Here is a 17566-nt window from a genome sequence, read left to right as displayed (position 1 = left end):
ATATAACTACGTAAAATATCCCTTAAGCTTCTTTATTTCATTTTCAAGATCATTGATTCGTGAAAGGCATTCTTTCTCCTTTCTATTCATCTCTTCATTAGTGGCTTGCATCTCTTCCAATTTCTGCCTTACCTCCTCTTCCACAGAAGCGAGCTCAGTGGTTTTATTCTGAGTTTCAACCAATAATAAATTGGTTTTGGTAGCTGTAATTAATGATGCTATGGAAGCCGCCAGATTTTCTGCTGCCTGGGTAAAGTCCTTAATTATAACACAAAGTATTTCTACCATTTCATTATTGTAAATAATTGAATAACAATTAGATATTCGCCCTTCATTAAACACAATGGCTTTTCCTTTAAAGAAGTATATCTTTTGGTAGGCATAAAGAAGAAGTGTAACTACAAATAAGTAACCGCAAGAATAACTGCATGGAAAAGCACCATTTTGTGCTTCATCCTGTGTTTGAGAATTTTTAAAATTTTTCCATGTAAAATCGCCTAAATATTTATTCTGTTAAGTACACCACGAGTAAATAATCTTAGTGGTTTAAGTTAAAAATAAGGAAGAATTGGTAAATCGATTGATATTTATTAAGGCCACCGTATAGTGATAACCGATACCCTTAAGAAAGATAGAATAAGTAATCTGGAAATTATTTATGAATTATACATTTGCAAACGATTGATATTGAAACTATAATATTTTTCACCAAAACACTTTCAAAAGGTAAGTATATCCCGTTATTTCGTTCTCGAAATAAAATAAAACCATGCAAAACGGTAATAAATATTTTGTCATAGATTTCGACAGCACTTTTACTCAGGTAGAGGCATTAGATGTATTGGCAGAGATAGCTCTGGACGGAAATCCTGAGAAAGAGGAGCGCGTGCAAAAAATTAAAGATATCACCGATGAAGGTATGAGCGGAAGGCTCACTTTTAGAGAGTCTTTAGAACAAAGGGTAGAGCTTTTAGGAGCCAACAAAAAGCATTTAGCCCCATTAGTGGACGCGCTGAAAAAGCTTGTTTCAAAAAGTTTCAAGCGAAACAGAGAATTTTTAACCTCGGAATCAGAAAATATTTTTATTATCTCTAATGGTTTCCGTGATTTCATAGTTCCTATTGTAACAGAATATGGTGTAAAAGCTGAGAACGTATTTGCTAATTCATTTGTATTTGACGACAAGGGAGATATCATTGGTTTTGATAAAGACAATGTACTTTCTGTTAATAATGGAAAAGTAGAGCAACTTAAACAACTAGATCTGCACGGAGACGTTTATGTGATTGGAGACGGATACACCGACTATGAAATCAAAGCTTCCGGACTGGCTAACAAGTTTTATGCTTTCACTGAAAATGTAGAAAGAGCCAGTGTATTGGAAAAGGCAGATCATATTACTCCTAGTTTAGACGAATTTTTATACTTGAATAAATTGAATACAGCTATATCATACCCCAAAAATAGAATTAATGTACTTCTGTTGGAGAACATCCACCCAGAGGCCATTAGGCTGATGAAGGAAGAAGGCTATAATGTAGAAGTTTACCCTGCCGGCCTGGATGAAGACGAACTTTGCGAAAAAATAAAGAATGTATCCATATTAGGTATACGCTCTAAAACGCAGGTTACAGCCAGAGTACTGGAAAGTGCTAACCGATTGATAGCCGTAGGTGCTTTCTGTATTGGCACTAACCAAATAGACTTGGAGGCATGCCTTAAAAAAGGTGTGGCTGTATTTAATGCTCCCTTTAGCAATACCAGATCTGTAGTGGAGTTAGCCATAGCAGAAATTATTGTTCTGATGAGACAGCTCTTCGATCGCTCTGCTAAAATGCATGAAGGACAATGGGATAAATCCGCTAAAGGTAGTTATGAAATCAGAGGCAAGCAGTTAGGTATTATCGGTTATGGTAATATTGGCGCTCAGTTGTCAGTTTTAGCTGAATCGTTAGGGCTTATTGTTACTTATTATGATGTTACAGAAAAACTGGCTTTGGGTAATGTTCGCAAAGCTGATTCTCTAGAGGAATTACTTAATAATTCTGACATTGTAACTCTACATGTAGACGGTCGCCCTGAAAACAAAAACATGATTGGTGAACAGGAATTTGAATGGATGAAAGATGATGTTATCTTCCTTAACCTGAGCCGTGGTCATGTGGTAGATATTGCTGCTTTGAAGAAAAATATTGAGAGTGGTAAAATAGCAGGAGCAGCTATTGACGTTTTCCCTGAGGAACCTAAAAGCAATGCAGATGAGTTTATTTCAGAATTACGCTCTTTGCCTAACACTATTCTAAGCCCGCATATTGGAGGTAGTACTATAGAAGCGCAAGAAAACATTGCTCAGTTTGTTCCAAGTAAAATCATGGAATACATTAACACAGGAAGCACTTCTAACAGCGTGAACTTCCCTAACCTCCAGCTGCCATCATTAGATAATGCGCATCGCCTAATTCATATTCACCTGAATATGCCCGGCATACTGGCGAAAATCAATAAAGCACTGGCTGATCATGATATCAACATTGTAGGTCAATATCTTAAAACTAATGAAACTATTGGTTATGTAATCACCGACATTGATAAGGAGTATGATCCGCATATAATTGAAGCTTTGAAAGAAATAGAACATACTATTAAGTTTAGAGTACTTTATTAATAGCCTCCAAACTTAAAATAATTATTAAATCCCCTCTTGTTAGGGGATTTTTTGTTTTAAATCAATTCCTCAATCAACTGCTCAAACTCCTCTCCTTTGCCCAACACGGCTGCTTCTATATAGATTAGTTTTCCGTCTTTATTAATAAATATCGTGGTGGGATAATCCATAATGCCTAGTTCATCAATAAAACTGGCTGCATTAGTTACTTGGGTAAATGTAAATGGGTGCTTGGACAGGAATTTCTCAACCTCTTCAGCTTTGCTAAAAGTAATCGCCACAAAATCCATTTGCTGCTTATACTTGTTTTGCAAATTATTGAGAATAGGCATTTCCTTAACACATGGAGCACATTGAGTAAACCAAAAATTAATTAGCATGGGCTTTTCTCCTCCTGCCAACGTAATTTTATCGCCATTAAGCGTTGTAAGCTCCTTATTAGGAAAAGGTGAATCCAAATAATTAAACAAAGCCGCTTTAGACCCGCTGTATAGATACTTATGGCCTTGTTTTACAGTATACTTAAACTCCTGAATAACAGAATCTTCTTTAGTGTTTTTATCATAAAGATGAAAGGTAACAGCACTATTATCAGCATACTTGTCTTGCAGTTCTTTTCTAAAATGCTGGTATTCATTTTTGGTGAGCGTTTTTTCTGCAATGAGATCTTTATAGTAGAGTTGAGTTGTAGAGGGTTGCGCTTCCGAAGCGGCATTGTCTTCCTTTTGGTTATTGCAACCAGTAAATATTATTAGCCCAAATAAAAATACAATATACCTCATCATGATCTTTTCTTTTTATGTGATTTTGAAAAAAACTCAATCACCAAATTTCTCCAAAAATTCAATTCTTAAATAAGCCTATATATGTCACTATATCAATCTTAAGCGCCAATTGTCTCTCCACTTTCGTGAAGTATCATAAAATAAGTTACTCATCTTACTTAAACTCCACGCCCCTCAAAATCAAGCCCGAGGCCGGGGCGATATAGCTAAATGATCCATAATCAGGATCTTCCAGAGATTTTTGTAGGTCCGCCAGAGTAATCTCTCCTTTGCCTAGCAGAAATAAGGCGCCCATCATCAGTCGTACCTGATAACGCATAAAGCCCTCTCCTTTTACTCTAAATATGTAGCTTTTCTCTGGGAAGAAGTTAGCCTTATAAAGATCGTTCTCTACAATTTCAGCTTCATCAATTACTCGATCAAAAACGGTGACTTCTGAAGGTTTATAGGCATAGTTCTTAAAATTATGAGCTCCTTGAAACAGTTTGGCCCCTTGCTTCATCACATCCAGATCTAAATTCTGGATAATGTAGCTCATAAAGGGAGCAGCAAAAGGATGGTTTTTTGCTCCAAAAGAAAAAAGATACAGATATTCTTTTGTTTTGGAATGCTGTATGATGTTGAAATCTTTGTCAGTCTCCTCAATTTTGAGCGCTCTTATATCACTGGGCAAGTTTAAGTTTAACAAGTTGAAAATAGACTCAGTATCAATGGGCTCTCGGGTAAACAGTTCAAAGACTCCTACTTCTGCGGACACCATAGCGTCTGTGCGTGAGGAACCCAAAGTACGATAATTATCATGGCCTAGCACAAAATTAAGGGTCTTTTCCAGCATTCCTTGCACGGTCTTTACCTGTGGCTGCTTTTGCCAACCATGATATCGAAAGCCTAAAAATTGAAAATGAATGAGGTAATAATATTTTTTCATTACCTCAAAGGTAGGCCATCTCTCCTACTCGGTTTACCAATCTATAGGGAAATAGTCTTTTAAAAACTGTCCGCACCAGTGCTTACCAGTGTTTATACCATCAAAAAACGGATCACAAACACGTGCCGCGCCATCTACAATGTCCAGAGGAGGCTGAAAGTCATGCTTGTCCTGCTTTATTTTAGCTAGTTCTACGGGATCTTCATCTGTAACCCAACCGGTATCTACCGCATTCATAAATATACCTTCTTTCCCTAAATCTCCGGCAGCAGTGTGAGTAAGCATATTCAAAGCTGCTTTGGCCATATTGGTGTGCGGATGACGGCTTTCCTTTTTAAAACGGTAAAACTTACCTTCCATAGCAGTTACATTCACCACATACTTCTTCCCTGTATGGTCTCTTTGCATCAGATCAATCAGTCGATTACAAAGTACAAATGGCGCTATAGAATTCACGAGCTGTACTTCAAGCATTTCGTGGGTATGAACTTCGCCAAGTTTTAATCTCCAGCTATTGGTTTTTCTTAAATCAACCTGCTGTAAGTCAGCATCTAGTTTACCTTCTGGAAATACTTCTGCAGCCTCCAGAGAATTATCAAATTTATAAGGCACTTGTGAGAGCTGTGCTGAAGCTCGTATACCAATACCCGGCTCTTGACTATTCCAGGTAACAGGTAGGTGGCCCATTTTATTTTCCTTACCGCTATCTAACAGGTGATGTAACAAGTCTTCATGGTCGTGCAGAAGCATTTGAACCTCTTTCGAATGATCATGAAATCCCAAGCGTTCATTCTCCATCAGGTGAGCATAAAAACCTGCTGGTCTCCTTACAGTTTGCGCAGCATTATTGATTAATATATCTAACCGGTCATACTGCTGCTCTATGTAGCTAGCAAAGAGCTCTACACTAGGAATATGCCTTAAATCTAATCCATGAATTTTTAATCGATGTCCCCAATCAGAAAAATCTGTTTCTTTAGCAAACCTTATGGCAGAGTCTGCAGGAAAACGAGTGGTAGCAATAACCGTGGCACCTGCCCTAAGCATCATTAAAGTAGCCTGATAACCAATCTTTAAACGAGAACCTGTAATTAAGGCCACCTGACCTGTAAGATCAGCCGTTTGAAATCTCTTGGCATAATTTAAATCTCCACATTCCTGACACATAGAGTCATAAAAATGATGAAGTACTGTATATTCCTTCTTACACACGTAGCAGTTTCTAGGCGAACTCATGGTTCTACCTTCTTTTTGCTCATGCCCTTCCAGAAGTTTAGGTGCGGTAAAAACTACCGCTTCTCTTGCACTTCTAATTCCAGTGGTAGACCTTGCTTCTTTATCTTGCTGCCTTACCACCTCCTTCTGAGCTTTTCTTTTTACCCTGTTACGCTTTCTAATCTCATCTCTATCCGGCCTAGATAATTTACCTGCTAGCGTAATTAATTCTACTTTTTTATCTTCAGGTAAAAGCACAAGCTTCTCTCTGTCTGACACTAACAGTTTCAAAGTGTCAATACATTGCTCAATATCAATTTCTTTTATTGTCTTGTCAGACTCAAAATTCGGATCCATAATCATTCAAAATAACGCACGAATATAAGCTTTCCTTTATTGCAAAGGTCCTCTTATTAGTCTAATATTTTCTATTCACAGCTCTAACATTATATGTATCATAAAAAATACCGATGTAACTTTACAAAATCGTAAAAATTCTAATACTTTTATCCCTTGCTATTTAGCAATGATTTCTTAAAAAATGTATGAACGACGTAAAGTTTATTAAGTGTACTTTAAATGAATTGGATCAACTGTTAGACATATCCAAGGCCACTTACTTTGAGGCTTTTTTAGCAGGAGAATCATCAGAAAATGTAAAAGAGTATGTAAAAAATGCTTTTAGTGAAGAACGCCTGTGGAAAGAGCTGAACAACCCTTTTTCTGAATTCTACCTGGCAGAACATGACGGAGAGGTAATAGGCTATCTCAAATTAAATCACAAAGATGCTCAGCAGAGATATAAGGAGAAAAATAGCATAGAGCTACAACGAATATACACCCTAGGTAAAGTACTTGGCAAAGGCTTTGGACAAGTACTACTCAATCAGGCCATAAAAATAGCACGAGAGCAACATAGTCAGTTTCTATGGTTGGGCGTATGGGATCAAAACCCAAGAGCTATTCATTTCTATGAAAAAAATGGATTTGATAAAATGGGAAAAATGGATTTCTTTATGGGGGATGAAAAATATACAGATGTAGTAATGTTGTTAGAGCTTTAAAAAAGTAACTTCTCAACCAACAGCATTATTACAATATTTAAAACCTCTCACTACACAAAAAAATTGCAAATAATAAAATAGAGTTTGTAGTGCTAATGATCATATCGCCCATTCCCGCTTTTGGACATGATCACAATAGCCGGCCCAAGCTAAGGTATGTCAAACCATCATTTCAGATACTACCAGAAAAAGAAATGATAAACCATAAATTATTTAATAGTTAAATATTACCTCAAGAAATAATGAAGGTTTAATTTCACTTTTAACAACACATACATGACTAAAATATAGCTTTGCTGGCAGTAAATCTTATATAAAAGTTTTGTTTAGGTTATTTAAAAAGACCGGCCAGTCCGGTCTTTTTTCTGCTTGCAATTTTTAGTTAGAAAAGGATATAATACTTTTGCACCCCTTTCTAATATAAATTACGATGCACATAGCTATTTGCGGAAATATAGGCTGTGGAAAAACCACACTCGCTAAAATGCTTTCCAAACATTATAACTGGCAAGCAGAATTGGAATCTGTAGACAATAACCCCTATTTATCAGATTTTTATGAAGATATGCCTCGATGGGCCTTTCATCTGCAAATTTATTTCCTCAATAGCCGTTTCAACCAAATCAAGAGAATTCGACGAAGTAATAAAACTACTATTCAGGACAGAACTATATATGAGGACGCTTATATATTTGCGGCCAACCTCTATAAGTCGAACTACCTGAATGACCGCGACTACCAGAACTATCTGGCTCTCTTTGAATCTATGATTGAGCATGTACAAGCTCCTGATTTACTTATTTACCTAAAAGCAGATATCCCCAAACTTGTAAGTCAAATAGAAAAACGAGGCAGGGATTATGAAAATGCCATTCGTCTAGATTATTTAAAAAACCTTAATCAACATTACAAGGAGTGGATAGATAAATATAAGGATGGCAAACTATTAGTTATAGACGTGAACAATATCGATTACGTGGCAAACACTGAAGATTTTGCCCATATTGTAAATAAAATAGATGTTGAACTTCATGGCCTTTTCAGCCAATAGCACATATAATTTCATAAGAAATAGAATGAAACATTACATTATAAAAATACTAAAAAGCTAATTTTAATTTTTTAATTCTATCTAATATAATTTTTATCTAAAAATGGTTACCCTTGTATTACAAAGCGAATGAAAAGGGAGATGCATTCATGTAATGTATTCTAAAAAATTTAACTTATCTTAAGTCCGGTTGGTTAAATTTTTAAGCTTCGTTTTGCTGTGAAAATACTGACTTCTATACCTATATTTGAATTATATAGATAAAATAAGTTCTTATTTAAAGGAAATTAAAATTATTTAAGAAATAAGAAAACAAGTCTGATTTATCTGTGGTTGGTCATAATATCAGTTACTGAAGTGGACAAATAAAATTCAGTACTATTTAAAAAAAACTTACTATGGCCGGTGGAAAACTAGTTGGCTCAATGAAAAAAAAGATACTTATTATTGACGACGATGAGGCAATGAGATGGCTCATCAAGAAAATGCTTGAAAAAGAGTTTGAGGTAGATGCCTTTAGTCATGTTGGCAATGCTTTAAAGCACATGAACATGTATGGCAAACCTGATGTTATCATAACCGATATTCATTTACCTGTAATAGACGGTAAAGATTTTTTAACTAATTTAAAGACTAACGGTTTATATACAGGAATACCTATTATAGTTATCTCTTCAAGACAAGATGTGGTAACTAAGGAGCAGTGTTTAAAAGCTGGTGCTGATGATTATTTGGTAAAACCATTTAATCCAGAGCACTTAATTGAGAGCATTACTAATGTTATGAACAATAAAAAGCAAGCATAAATTATGAGTGAAAATCGAGTAATGGATTTTCAGGCTTCAACTAACAACAACCTAAGCCATGAGATCAATGCCTCTAATAAGGCAAAAATCTTATTTATAGGAGCCTGGGATGACCTTTGTCTTGACTTAAGACTAGAAGGGTATCCGATTGACAACATGGAATCTTCCATGGAGGCATATAACTGGCTAAAGAATAGCACGCCAGATCAGTTGCCTAGTGTTTTGATTGTTAATTCAAATATTGACATTCAGACTCTTGAGCCGTTTGAGCAAATAAAATCAACCGTGCTGAAAGATGTTCCTATGATATTTTTGGCTGAGCGCTTTGATGAAAGCGAAAGAGATCAGGCTATAAAAATCGGAGCAGAAGATTATTATACCGATAACATCAGTGCTAAAGAATTAAGCCACCGTATAGACTTTCTATCAAGACTGAAAGAGCTTTCACAGGAAAGCACTCACGAAGTAGGTAGAGAGCAAATACCTCTCCTTCATAATAATGATACATTTAAGATGTGGTCTATGAAGAGAGCTTTTGACATAGCCATATCTGGTACTGCTTTGCTATTGATTAGCCCCGTTTTGTTAATTATAGCTATAGCTATTAAATTAGATTCAAAAGGGCCTATCTTTTATATATCTAAAAGAGCAGGCAAAGGCTATCAGATTTTCAACTTCTATAAATTTAGAAGTATGAGACAAGATGCTGACCACCTCGTCCAAGAAATGATGCACTTAAATCAGTATGCTGCTGCATCTGATAACGGAGGTGTATTTTTCAAAGTAAAGAATGACCCAAGAATCACTAAATTAGGTGGTTTTCTTAGAAGAACTAGTCTTGATGAGATCCCTCAACTCATCAATGTACTAAAAGGGGATATGTCTTTAGTAGGAAACAGACCTCTCCCTCTATATGAGGCTGAAAAACTTACTCAAGACCAATGGGCCCTAAGATTTCTTGCTCCAGCGGGAATCACCGGATTATGGCAGATTACCAAAAGAGGTAAGGAAGATATGTCTGAAGAAGAAAGAGTTTCTTTAGATATGGAATACGCTAATAAAAATTCTTTCTGGTATGATTTAAAAATCATGCTAAAAACACCTGCTGCTCTGTTACAAAAGGAAAACGTTTAAATTTTTACGAACTAACTTTAAGAACTTTGTATTTAATTTACAACTCTATTGAAGTAGCCTTACTTTTAATATTTGGCTATGCTTCTGTCTATAGTTTCTTTTTTTCAACTGCCGGATTGTTTTACAAAGCCCCCAAGCTAGCCAAAGCGGACAAAAAGAACAGGTTTGCCGTTCTAATCCCTGGTTATAAGGAGGATGGTGTAATAGTACAAGTAGCCCAGGAAGCACTAAAGCAAACCTATGATCATAATTACTATGACATAGTAATTATTGCTGACTCATTTAAAGATGAGACATTAGCTAAATTAAGGCAATTACCAATAAAAGTAATAGAAGTATCCTTCGAAAAAAGTACTAAGGTAAAAGCCCTAAATAAGGCAATGGAATTACTTGGGGATGAATATGATAACGCTATCATTTTAGATGCTGATAACGTTATGTCTGAGAACTTTATTGAAGGTGCAAACTTCCTGCATCAGCAAGGTTATAAGGCCATTCAAGGAAGAAGGGCTGCAAAGAATCAAAATAACACCTTGTCATACTTAGACGGCCTAAGTGAAGAAATAAATAACCATGTATTTTGTAAGGGAAGTACAGCTTTAGGACTCTCCTCTTCTCTTAAAGGCTCAGGCATGTCATTCGACTACCAGCTGGTAAAAACTCATCTGGCGCGCATGAGTTCCATAGGCGGATTTGACAGAGACTTGGAAGTACAATTAATCCTTAATGGTTTTAAAGTAAAATATGCTTCAAATATCTTCGTACTAGATGAAAAAGTGGAGAAACCTGAAGTATTCGAAAACCAAAGAAAACGTTGGATTTCAAGCCAATTTTATTACCTAAAAAGATATTTTGGAAGCGGATTTGCATCAATGTTTTCAGGAAATCTAACTCACTTTAATAGTGCCATATTAAGAAATATTCAGTTACCCAGATTAATTAACCTGGGTTTAACCACTATATTATTCATTGCCGCCCTAGCACTATATATATTAGATTTCCCTGTACACATATATCTATGGATTACAATTTTCACCTTGCTTGCTACAAGCATACTAATGGCGATACCTAGAAGCTATTTTAACAAATCCTTATTAATCTCTATAGTTTCACTTCCTCTTATATTCTGGAAGATGCTATTAATACTTTTTAAATTAAAAGGGGCTAATAAGAAATTTATACATACGCCACACACCTCTTAAACCTAATGACACAGCCTTTAATATCCATTATTGCTTTAAATTATAATCAGCTAAAGGTTACTTGTGAGTTCTTGGAGTCTACCAAGCAACTAAAATACAGTAACTACGAGATTATTGTAGTTGATAACCACTCACTGGAAAACCCTGAAGCATACATAAAGCAACATTACCCCGAAGTGACCGTGGTAAGAAATGAAAAAAATTTAGGCTTCTCTGGAGGAAATAATAGTGGCATAAAAATAGCCAAAGGTGATTATTACTTTGTAGTGAATAATGATACTGAAGTAACTCCTGATTTACTAGATCATCTGCTAGAACCTTTTTTAGCAGATGAATCTATAGGTATTGTTTGTCCAAAAATCATGTATTTTGATAAGCCGGATTTAATACAATATGCGGGATATACTAAAATAAATTCTTTCACTGGCAGAAATAAAGCCATAGGCCAAAAAGAAAAAGATCAGGGCCAACATGATACCCCTGGTTATACTAACTATGCCCATGGAGCCGCTATGTTAGTAAAAAAAGAGGTAGTAGATAAAGTAGGCATGCTCCCAGATGAATTCTTTCTTTATTATGAGGAGCTTGACTGGTCTAATAGAGCTGTAAAAGCAGGTTTCAAAGTTTTTTACAACCCTAAAGGAGTTATATTTCATAAAGAATCTATTTCAGTAGGAAAAGAAAGTCCTTTAAAAGCTTACTACCACAATAGGAATCGTGTACTTTTTATGAAAAGAGCCAATAACATGGCTCAATTCAGCATATTTATGCTATTCTTTGTTTTTGTAGTTACCCCCAAACAGACATTAAAGTACACAGTACACTCTCAATGGGCACACTTAAGAAATTACTATAAAGCACTCTTTTGGAATATAAAAAACCTTTAGAATAATGACTTAATAGGTCTGGTTTTATTTCAAACACCTCCTTCCATATTTCTGCAAGGCACAATTAACCATTATATCGGCTTCAAGCTATTGGTTCATTCAATTATTTTTTTGTATATTTCAAATTATGCATGAATATGAGTAATTGGTTTTCAATTGATTATTAAAATTGACTGAAATTGCAGAGGAACGGTATTCCTGAAAACTAAGGACACAGATGTTTTGACGATACATTGACCCTAAGCACTGATGATATATAGAGACAAGTTGATTTGTCTTATACTTATATGCTTTATCTTCTTGGTATTTAATAGCCATGGCCAGGTACTTACCCCCAGAAGAATGCCTGGAGGCTTGGGCTATCTAGAATACCTCCCTCCCAACTATGACCAAAATAACAACCTCTATCCTCTGATGATTTTTCTCCATGGCCATGGAGAAAGAGGAGATGGTTCTCCTGGTCAGCTGGAAAGAATAAAAAGGAATGGAACCCCTAGCCTCATTAATAATGGAGAAGAGATTTGTTTTGAAGTAAACGGCATCACTGAATGCTTTATTGTTCTTTGCCCACAAACTTCCAGACATGGTTGGCAGGGTTTTGAAACCATACCATTTGTTGACTGGGCTATAGATAACTACAGGGTTGACCCTGATAGAGTATATTTAACTGGCCTAAGTATGGGAGGGCAAGGAGCATGGCAAGTGTCTTATTCAGAAGAAAATCATCCGAACCGATTTGCAGCTATTGCTCCTGCCCCAGGTCGTGGAGGATATCAGGAGACATCCTACTTAGCCGAAATTCACCTACCTGTATGGGGCTTTCATGGTGAAGCAGACAATCAAATGCCACTACATCAAGGCCGCACCCCTATTAATGGAATGATAAGGTTCAATGCCAACCCAGAACCTATATTTACTGTTTATCCCGGAGTGGGACACGCTGGCTGTTGGAATAGAGCATACCGCTCTGATAACGCCCTACATACGCCTAATTTGTATCAATGGCTGCTTTTACAATCTAGAGGAGCCGCTCCTGAAGTTCCGCCATCCATTTCTGTCAATGATACATACAATATTACACTCCCAGAAAATCAAATCGAAATCACCGCAAATGCCTCAGATGCAGATGGTACCATAGAAAGTTATCAATGGGCTATTCTTTCTGCACCTAACTCACCTAGCATCAGTGGTGCCACATCTGCTACCGTAACTATAGACAATTTGATAGAAGGAACGTACAGCTTAGAAATAACTGTGGTAGATAATGATAATCTCACAGCCTCTCGCCAGGTAATAATTAATGTTTTACCTGAACCCACTAACTTACCCCCTACTGCCAACGCAGGCCCCAACCAAGAGATCACTTTACCTCAAAATTCTGTTTCAATTAATGCCAGCGGATCAGATACAGATGGTGAAATCGTCGCATACCGTTGGAGTCAAGAATCGGGACCTAATACAGCCGATATCTCTGATGCTAACGCTGAAGACATAACTCTTCTTAATCTAACTGAAGGGACTTACAGCTTTATGTTAACAGTAACCGATAATGATGGGGCTACTGGTAGAGATGCTTTAACCGTCACCGTTTTTCCTTCCCCATCCAACTCTCCACCTACTGCCAATGCGGGAAGCAATAGTACTATTACTCTACCTACCAATTCGATCACGATTAATGGTAGCGCAGAAGATGAAGACGGCACAATAGTATCCTATACATGGACTCAGAATTCGGGACCTAATTCACCCAGTAATTCAGGTCTGAATCAAAGCAGTTTAGCACTCACAGGCCTCGTAGAGGGGGTATATACTTTCTCATTAACAGTAGAAGATGATGATGGCGACACCGACACGGATCAAATAACTATAACCGTACTACCAATACCCCCCAATTCTCCTCCTAATGCCGATGCAGGTCCTGACCGAGAGATTACCCTACCTACTTCTTCCATCACTATTTCTGGGCTAGGGTCAGATTCTGATGGCAGCATCACCAATTATCTTTGGGAACAAGTTCAAGGGCCTAGCACCTCAAGTATTGATGACAATTCTGCACCAGAGATTAATGTCACTAACCTAGCTGAAGGAGTATATACCTTCTCCCTCACTGTTACTGATGATGATGGAGATGAATCATCTGATGAAATGGTCTTGACAGTTCTACCTATTCCCCCTAATGATCCTCCTACCGCTATAGCTCCTGATGACCTGTCAATAACCCTTCCTGATAATACTGTAGAAATAACTGGTGCCGGTTTGGATACAGATGGAACCATTGTTAGCTACTCATGGCAAAAAGTACAAGGGCCGAGCGCTGTTACTTTTTCAAGCAATAACACCGCTACTACTACTATTAGTGGACTTATTGAAGGCACATATCTAATTTCACTTACAGTAATTGATGACGACGGCGAATCAGACACTGATGAGGTAACCATCACTGTATTTCCTGAAGCCAACAATGCGCCCATAGCTATTATTAATAATGGCAACACCGAAAGCATTACCCTTCCCATAGACAATATTATATTAACGGGTAGTGGAGTTGACTCCGATGGCAGCATTGTAGCTTACCTGTGGGAGCAGATAAGTGGCCCTAGCGACATTGCTATGATGCCTTCTGATCAATCATCTATCAACATAGAAAATTTAGCTGAAGGTATATACGTAATAAGTTTTACTGTCACAGACGATGATAATGCTACAAACAGTACTCAAATTACTATTACAGTAAACCCTGAGCCTATCAATATCCCTCCAACAGCAGATGCCGGCTCAGATATCATTCTTACTTTGCCTGACAACAGCACTACCATTATTGGATCCGCTTCTGACTCTGACGGTACTATTGTTAGTTATCATTGGGATTTTATTAGTGGGCCTCTGGATGCTGGATATGAAGAGGTAAATCAAGAAAATTTGGATCTAGAAGGACTAGTAGAAGGTATATATACTTTTTCACTAACTGTACAAGATGATCAGGGCGCTTTTGCTACAGATGAAGTCAGTGTAATAGTAAACTCACCGAATTTACCTCCGGTAGTTTCAGCAGGGCCAGATAGAACCATAACTCTACCCACGTCCTCTTTAACATTAAATGGCTCAGCCAACGATCCTGATGGACAAATCACTTTTTATTTATGGGAACAGGAAAGCGGACCGAATGTAGCCACCACAACTGATGTCTTAAAGCCTGAAATCACTTTGCATAATTTGGTGGCAGGTATTTATATTTTCTCTTTATATGTGGAAGACAATGAAGAAGCTTCAAATACTGATCACATAAGAATCACAGTAAGGCCAGAACCACCTAATAACCCTCCTATTGCTGATGCAGGAATAGACCGGACTATCACGCTTCCTACATCATCAATTACTCTTACTGGTAACGGTACGGATAGCGATGGAACCATTGTTAATTATCAATGGAGCCAAAAAGCCGGCCCTTCTACAGCAGAGGGAACTAATATTAATCAAGCCATTGCAACTTTTAGTGATTTGCAAGAAGGATTATATGTTTTCAATTTCAAAGTAACGGATGATAAAGGAGATAAGGGAACTGATGATGTGAAAGTAACCGTAAGATCTTATCCCGGCAATCAATTTCCTACGGTCAATTTAGGCAATGAACGAACTATTACACTACCCGTAAATAGTATCAATTTAACTGCTAATGCCACCGACCCTGATGGCACCATACAGTCTTATTCCTGGACTAAGGTTAGTGGTCCTGTTTCTGGTAACATTCTAAACCCTAATCAATCCAATACCACTGTTCAAGATCTTTCTGAAGGTATATATGTATTCAGTTGCCAAGTGACCGATAATGATAATGCAAGTGCCTCTGACAATATAAAAGTTATTGTAAGACCCGTTCCCGCCAACAAACCTCCAATAGCTGATGCTGGAGAAAACAAAGTGATTACATTACCAACCAATGAGGCAGAGCTAATTGGCGAAGGACTTGATGCTGATGGTAGCATTGCGAGTTATACTTGGATTCAAAAAAGTGGCCCTAATGTAGCTACAATAACTGACAACACTAATTCGACTATAGAAATAAGCAATTTAATTGAGGGTATATACATTTTTCGACTTACCATTCAAGATGATGATGGCAGCACTGCCTTTGATGAGGTAAATATTACAGTAGAGCCTCTTCCTGCAAATCAGCCACCTATTGTAAGCGCTGGTGAAAATCAAACCATTTATCAACCCACCTCCGAAACCACTTTTATAGGAAGTGCTTTGGATGAAGACGGAACAATTAACAACTATACTTGGACTCAAATTAGTGGCCCTAATACCGCTGATCTATCTGGTGTGGGGGCAACTACTCTTTCTGCCGATAATCTCATATTAGGCACCTATGTTTTCAGGCTTACGGCCACTGATAACACCGGTTTACAAGGCTTTGACGAGGTAAATGTCCGTGTTAACCCTGAAAATCCAAACCTATCCCCTATTGCTGATGCTGGCGAAGATATCACCTTGAGACTTCCAGACAATAGTGTCGAAATAACCGGTGCCGGCTATGATACTGATGGAATGATTACAGACTATTTATGGACAATGGTTTCCGCTCCATCTACAGCAACTATTATAGGCGCGAATACCACCAACATAAAAATTGAGAATTTAATAGAAGGAACCTATGTCTTAAGACTCACTGTTACTGATGACGAAGGCGACCGGGATTTTGACGAAGTACAAATCACGGTACTGCCCGTACTTCCAAATCGTGGACCAATTGTAGATGCAGGAACCAACCAAAGTTTGGTATTACCAGGAGTAGCCACTTTATCCGCTACCGCATCGGACCCTGATGGAACGATTGTATCTTACGAATGGACACAAAGAACAGGACCTTCATTAGCTACGATCCAATCTCCATTTTTATCAGAGACTATCATAGATCAACTTGAAAACGGCACATATGTTTTTAGGTGCACGGTTACAGATAATGACAGGCATAGTGCTTTCGATGAGGTAACTTTACTGGTTTCAGACAATTATGCCCCTGTAGCATTTGCAGGAAATGATCAGCAAATAGTATTGCCTGAAAACGAAACCTACTTAACTGGAGGAGGCAGTGATAGAGATGGCAAAATCATGTCCAGAAGATGGACTCAGGTATCGGGTCCCTCTAATGTTATGATCAATTCTCCTGAAGATTCAACCATACAATAGGTGTATATACTTTCTCCTATGAAGTAACAGATGATAAAGGCGCGGTAGATTCAGATGAAGTAACTATAAGCGTAGTTAACTCCAATGGTTTTATTCCTCCGGTTGCCTATGCTGGTGAAGATATTACCATTACCTCCCCCACTAGCTCGGTAGTGTTAAACGGCTCAGGTACGGATGAAGACGGCACCATAAGTAGGTATGAGTGGGAGCAAATTTCAGGAGATAATACCACCACCTCAGAACTAAATTTTGCTCAATTGATGGTGGGAGGACTGCATGAGGGCGAATATCAGTTTAAGTTTACCGTAACTGATAATCAGGGGCTTACTGATACTGACACAATAAAAATTACCGTACTACCACTAAGTATAGAAGATGTAAATATACCCAGGCTGTTTAGTCCAAATGGAGATGGTATTAATGACTACTGGGAAATAGTCAACATTCAGGCTTTAGGAGAAGTTGACCTACGAATATATGACTCAAAAGGTAATGAGATTTACCATTCAAAGAACTACACTAACGATTGGGGAGGCACTTCAAACGGAAGGTTATTACCCTCAGGGCCTTATTTCTATGAGATATCGACCAGGTCAGGAAGCAGAAGAGGAGGAGTACGCATAATTTATTAACAAGAAA

General features: G+C 37.5%; 13 protein-coding genes. 9 read left to right on the top strand and 4 right to left on the bottom strand.

What is annotated here, in order from left to right:
• Positions 1-6: 6 nt before the first annotated feature.
• Complete coding sequence (locus JL102_RS18805) at positions 7-288, bottom strand: hypothetical protein (protein ID WP_202246003.1); 282 nt, start codon at positions 286-288, stop codon at positions 7-9.
• Positions 289-769: 481 nt separating this feature from the next.
• On the opposite strand from JL102_RS18805, the gene serA reads away from it, so the two are divergent.
• Entirely contained in the window at positions 770-2665 is a 1896-nt protein-coding gene (serA, locus tag JL102_RS18800) for a phosphoglycerate dehydrogenase (RefSeq protein ID WP_202246002.1), read from the top strand.
• A 56-nt stretch (positions 2666-2721) separates the two neighbouring features.
• On the opposite strand, the gene JL102_RS18795 is transcribed toward serA, so the two are convergent.
• From JL102_RS18795 to JL102_RS18785, 3 genes are all read right to left on the bottom strand, one after another.
• Complete coding sequence (locus tag JL102_RS18795) at positions 2722-3450, bottom strand: TlpA family protein disulfide reductase (protein ID WP_202246001.1); 729 nt, start codon at positions 3448-3450, stop codon at positions 2722-2724.
• Positions 3451-3604: 154 nt separating this feature from the next.
• Positions 3605-4378, bottom strand: a complete 774-nt coding sequence (locus tag JL102_RS18790) for a tRNA pseudouridine synthase A (RefSeq protein ID WP_202246000.1) — start codon at positions 4376-4378, stop codon at positions 3605-3607.
• Positions 4379-4411: 33 nt separating this feature from the next.
• A complete protein-coding gene (locus JL102_RS18785) occupies positions 4412-5950 on the bottom strand; it encodes an SDR family NAD(P)-dependent oxidoreductase (RefSeq protein WP_202245999.1) in 1539 nt (512 codons plus the stop codon).
• A 188-nt stretch (positions 5951-6138) separates the two neighbouring features.
• On the opposite strand from JL102_RS18785, the gene JL102_RS18780 reads away from it, so the two are divergent.
• The 8 genes from JL102_RS18780 (at position 6139) to JL102_RS18745 (ending at position 17559) form a co-directional block, all read left to right on the top strand.
• On the top strand, positions 6139-6657 hold the full coding sequence (locus JL102_RS18780) for a GNAT family N-acetyltransferase (RefSeq protein WP_202245998.1): 519 nt from the start codon (positions 6139-6141) through the stop codon (positions 6655-6657).
• 430 nt (positions 6658-7087) lie between these two features.
• Positions 7088-7708 carry a deoxynucleoside kinase gene (locus JL102_RS18775; RefSeq protein WP_202245997.1) on the top strand — a complete coding sequence of 207 codons (621 nt, stop codon included), beginning with the start codon at positions 7088-7090 and terminating at the stop codon, positions 7706-7708.
• Between the two features lie 425 nt (positions 7709-8133).
• Positions 8134-8514, top strand: coding sequence for a response regulator (locus JL102_RS18770; RefSeq protein ID WP_202245996.1), 381 nt, complete (start codon positions 8134-8136; stop codon positions 8512-8514).
• Between the two features lie 3 nt (positions 8515-8517).
• Positions 8518-9648: a sugar transferase gene (locus JL102_RS18765; RefSeq protein WP_202245995.1), complete on the top strand. Its 1131-nt coding sequence runs from the start codon at positions 8518-8520 to the stop codon at positions 9646-9648.
• 26 nt (positions 9649-9674) lie between these two features.
• A complete protein-coding gene (locus JL102_RS18760; protein ID WP_202245994.1) occupies positions 9675-10850 on the top strand; it encodes a glycosyltransferase in 1176 nt (391 codons plus the stop codon).
• A gap of 5 nt (positions 10851-10855) precedes the next feature.
• Positions 10856-11737: a glycosyltransferase family 2 protein gene (locus JL102_RS18755; protein WP_202245993.1), complete on the top strand. Its 882-nt coding sequence runs from the start codon at positions 10856-10858 to the stop codon at positions 11735-11737.
• Positions 11738-12037: 300 nt separating this feature from the next.
• The gene (locus tag JL102_RS18750; RefSeq protein ID WP_202245992.1) at positions 12038-16927 is read left to right on the top strand and encodes a PKD domain-containing protein; all 4890 of its coding nucleotides are present in this window, start codon (positions 12038-12040) and stop codon (positions 16925-16927) included.
• Positions 16924-17559 carry a gliding motility-associated C-terminal domain-containing protein gene (locus JL102_RS18745; RefSeq protein ID WP_317191651.1) on the top strand — a complete coding sequence of 212 codons (636 nt, stop codon included), beginning with the start codon at positions 16924-16926 and terminating at the stop codon, positions 17557-17559. Before JL102_RS18750 ends, JL102_RS18745 begins: the two co-directional genes overlap by 4 nt.
• Positions 17560-17566: the final 7 nt, after the last annotated feature.

Source organism: Fulvivirga sediminis (genome assembly GCF_016757215.1).
GTDB lineage: Bacteria > Bacteroidota > Bacteroidia > Cytophagales > Cyclobacteriaceae > Fulvivirga > Fulvivirga sediminis.
The sequence above is the reverse complement of the archived record's forward strand: the minus strand, read 5'-3'. Positions and strand labels throughout refer to the sequence as shown.

Coding starts and splice junctions, on each gene's coding strand:
- JL102_RS18805 (WP_202246003.1), bottom strand. CDS start 288: ATGGTAGAAATACTTTGTGTTATAATTAAGGACTTTACCCAGGCAGCA.
- serA (WP_202246002.1), top strand. CDS start 770: ATGCAAAACGGTAATAAATATTTTGTCATAGATTTCGACAGCACTTTT.
- JL102_RS18795 (WP_202246001.1), bottom strand. CDS start 3,450: ATGATGAGGTATATTGTATTTTTATTTGGGCTAATAATATTTACTGGT.
- JL102_RS18790 (WP_202246000.1), bottom strand. CDS start 4,378: ATGAAAAAATATTATTACCTCATTCATTTTCAATTTTTAGGCTTTCGA.
- JL102_RS18785 (WP_202245999.1), bottom strand. CDS start 5,950: ATGGATCCGAATTTTGAGTCTGACAAGACAATAAAAGAAATTGATATT.
- JL102_RS18780 (WP_202245998.1), top strand. CDS start 6,139: ATGAACGACGTAAAGTTTATTAAGTGTACTTTAAATGAATTGGATCAA.
- JL102_RS18775 (WP_202245997.1), top strand. CDS start 7,088: ATGCACATAGCTATTTGCGGAAATATAGGCTGTGGAAAAACCACACTC.
- JL102_RS18770 (WP_202245996.1), top strand. CDS start 8,134: ATGAAAAAAAAGATACTTATTATTGACGACGATGAGGCAATGAGATGG.
- JL102_RS18765 (WP_202245995.1), top strand. CDS start 8,518: ATGAGTGAAAATCGAGTAATGGATTTTCAGGCTTCAACTAACAACAAC.
- JL102_RS18755 (WP_202245993.1), top strand. CDS start 10,856: ATGACACAGCCTTTAATATCCATTATTGCTTTAAATTATAATCAGCTA.